This window comes from Streptomyces sp. NPDC057654 (genome assembly GCF_042800135.1).
Taxonomy (GTDB): Bacteria; Actinomycetota; Actinomycetes; order Streptomycetales; family Streptomycetaceae; genus Streptomyces.
The window spans coordinates 1-3,123 of sequence record NZ_JBHVHQ010000953.1; the positions used below are offsets into that span (position 1 = coordinate 1).

General features: G+C 70.3%; 1 protein-coding gene. It reads right to left on the reverse strand.

The annotated features are described in order from the left end of the window. Positions 1 to 70 precede the first annotated feature (70 nt). Positions 71 to 2,866, reverse strand: a complete 2,796-nt coding sequence (locus ACFU99_RS38780) for a M4 family metallopeptidase (RefSeq protein ID WP_384401960.1) — start codon at positions 2,864 to 2,866, stop codon at positions 71 to 73. Positions 2,867 to 3,123 lie beyond the last annotated feature (257 nt).

The window sequence follows — 3,123 nt, forward strand, 5'->3', positions numbered from 1 at the left end:
CATCGGTGCCGGGGGCCCGCTCGCTCGCTCGTTCCGATCGGATCAGCTCACGTACGTACGGTCCTGAGCGTCAGCCGCACAGGCCCGCCGGGCGGGAGCGCGTCACCAGATCGGTGTAGCCGGTGGTGCCGTCGATCCACACCACCTGCTTGCCGCCGGCCGCCGCGGGCAGACTCTGCTCGCCGCGGTTGCAGGAGACCCGGTTCTTCGCCTTGCCGTCCAGCGAGAACTGCCACAGCTTCGGCAGCGACTCGTTGCGGTACTCCGTGTCGGGCAGCGCCGCCTCGACCGTCACCGCTTCCTCGGAGACCGTCAGGTCGTAGGGGAAGAGCGCGTCCGGACCGGTCTCCTTGCTGATGTCGGCCGCCCCCGTACCGTCCGGATTCGCGCGGCGCACCGCCATCTGCCCCTGGTCCGCGGGCACCTCGTCCACCAGCCAGTAGACGCCGGAGCCGTTGACGCCGGTCTGGCCGATGCCCTCGGGCTCGCCGAGCTGCTTCATGAGCGTGGTCTTCCCGGTCTTGACGTCGAGCACCTCGGTGCCCAGCTTGTACGTGCCCGCCTCCGGGTAGAGCTTGGCGTACGCGACCTTGGCGCCGTGCAGCGACGGCAGCGCCGTGCTCAGCTGGTACTTGCCGCCGTCCACCCAGGTCGGCTCCCGGTCGCCGGACTTGAGGTAGCCGACGTGCCGGCTGCCGAAGGGGTCCATCGACTCGAAGGTCACCAGGCCGCCCTCGACCCGTACGCCGGAGACATCGGTGGTGCTGGTGTACAGCTTCTTGATCGGGCCGCCCGCCAGCGGCCGGGAGAGGATGTCCAGGCTGGTCGTGCCGTACGCCACCCAGACCACGGTCTTGCCGTCGGTCGCCGGGTAGAGGTGGAAGCGGCCGTCGTTGGGGCTGATGAGCTTCGGGTGGCCGGTGCCGTCGGTGCGGCCCGCGTAGACCGAGTACGGCTCGGAACCGTCGTCGTTCGACTTCGACGTGGTCCACCAGCCGCCGCCCGCGCCCACGCCCGTACCGCCGGTGTTGAGCTTGCCGAAGAGCTGGTCGGAGTCGACGCCGAGCGCGTTCTCCCAACCGGGCACGATGCCGTGGGCGTTGAACGACCGCTTGACGACGTTCAGGTCCTTGGCCGAAACCTTCAGGTCCTTGGCTGCCGCGAGGACCGCGTCACGGCCCTCGGTGAAGCCGTCCAGCGGCGTCATGTACGAGGTCAGCGCCTTGTAGACGATCGTGTCGGCGAGGGTGCGGCCGAGGTCCTCGCGGATGTCCCACAGCGCGCCGGAGAAGATCGTCGAGTTGAGGTGGACGCCGCCGTTGTCGGTGCCGAAGCCGACGCCCAGGAAGTTCTTGGACGTGGTGTGCCCGTCGTTGAGGTCGCGGATGGCGCACTGGCGCGGGGTCTGCGTGCGGCAGAGGTCCTCGCCCAGCAGACCCGAGTCCGGGTCGTCCATCGCCATGCCGGTCGCGTCCACGTCGATGGCGTTGCCGAAGTAGTCGGCTATGCCCTCGTTCAGCGCGCCGGACTGCCCGGCGTAGACGAGGTTCGCGCTGTTCTCGACGACGCCGTGCGTCATCTCGTGGCCGACGACGTCGAGGTCGGCGGAGAGCGTCTTGTATTCGTCGTCGCCCTGGCCGTACACCATCTTGGTGCCGTCCCAGAAGGCGTTGATGTACGGCTGGCCGTACCAGGTCACTCCGACGAGGGAGTTGATGGTGCCGCCGCGCCCGTCGAGGCTGTCCCGGCCGTGCACCTTCTTGTAGTAGTCGTAGACCTTGCCGGCCGCCCAGTGCGCGTCGACGGCGCCCGCCTCGGTGGCGTCCTTGCCGAAGGCCGGGGTCGGTGAGCCGAACTCCTTGATGCCGGCGGGCCACTTACCGGACGCCTCGCTGACGTCGACGCCGCGCGCGTCCCAGGTGGAGATCAGGTTCTTGCTGCTGCCCCACATCCGCGAGTAGTCGTTCATCGTGTACTCGTTGCGGGAGGCGTCCTTGTAGAGCTGGAGCGGCACGGCGTTGCCGTCGTACTTGACGCCCGAGCCGGTCGTGCCGGGGAAGTCGTCGGCGGCCGCGGCCCTGCCCTTGGCGCCGCTCCCCCGCGCACCGGCCGCCTTGGGCGCGGCGACGGTCTTGGCGGGGGGCGTGCCGAACGTCTTGATGCTGCTGTACTGGAGGAGCGGGAACCCGGCCTTCGCGTCGACGTAGACCTCGCGCTGGACCGGCTCACCGGTGGCCGGGTCCGTACCGCGCACGGTGACGTGGTGCGCGAGCAGCCCCGCGCCCTTGGGCAGCACGACGAGCCCGTGCGACGTGCCCGTCAGCGCCTTGGCCGACGCGGTCCGCACGCCCTTGCCCGGCGCGATGTCGCCCTTGTCGAGCTTGGCGCCGCCGAGCTGGCGGGCCGTCGCCGTGACGGCCCGCTGGACCGCGGTCTCCTTGGAGACGGTCGCCTGCGTGCCGACCTTCAGCCCGGTGAAGTACTTGCCGGAGGTGCCGGTGACGGTCCGTTTGCCGCCGCGGTGCTCCATGCGCACGACGTACTGGCCGCCGAGCACGTCCACGCCGCGGTGCTTCTGCTGAAGCCGTACGGTTTCGTCCGCGCCGCTGCGCACCGACTGGGCGGGCGCGAGGTCGCGCCGCGGGTCCGCGATCTTGTAGCGGCTCTCCTTGCCGGCGAGGTGGCCGCGCGCGGCGTCGGCGGCGCTCCCCGTGCCGTCGGCGGCCTCGCGGATCCCGGACACCAGCGCCGGGGTCTCGGTGCCCGTGCCGGGGATCACCTCGGTCCCGGGCGCCTGCCGCGGTGCGGCGGCCTGGGCGGGGGCCGCGGTGACGACGAGAGCGGCGGCGCCGATGAGCGCCGCCACTCCCGATATGCCGCCGGGCCCGCCGGCTCTCGATCTTCCTGTACGTGCTCTGGACTTACGCAAGGTTCCCCTCCCGTAGTGCCTGACCGCCGGAACATCTCTGGGCAGCGATATGCAACCTGTGATGTGTCGGACTATCAATGGGGTGGGGTGGGTTGTGGTCTGTTATCGGACAGATGTGCCGACTTGGAGTCAGTGAGCACACCGGTCGCGACCGTCATGTCCCTTCCGTCACGCCGCGACCGGGACCTCCGTCC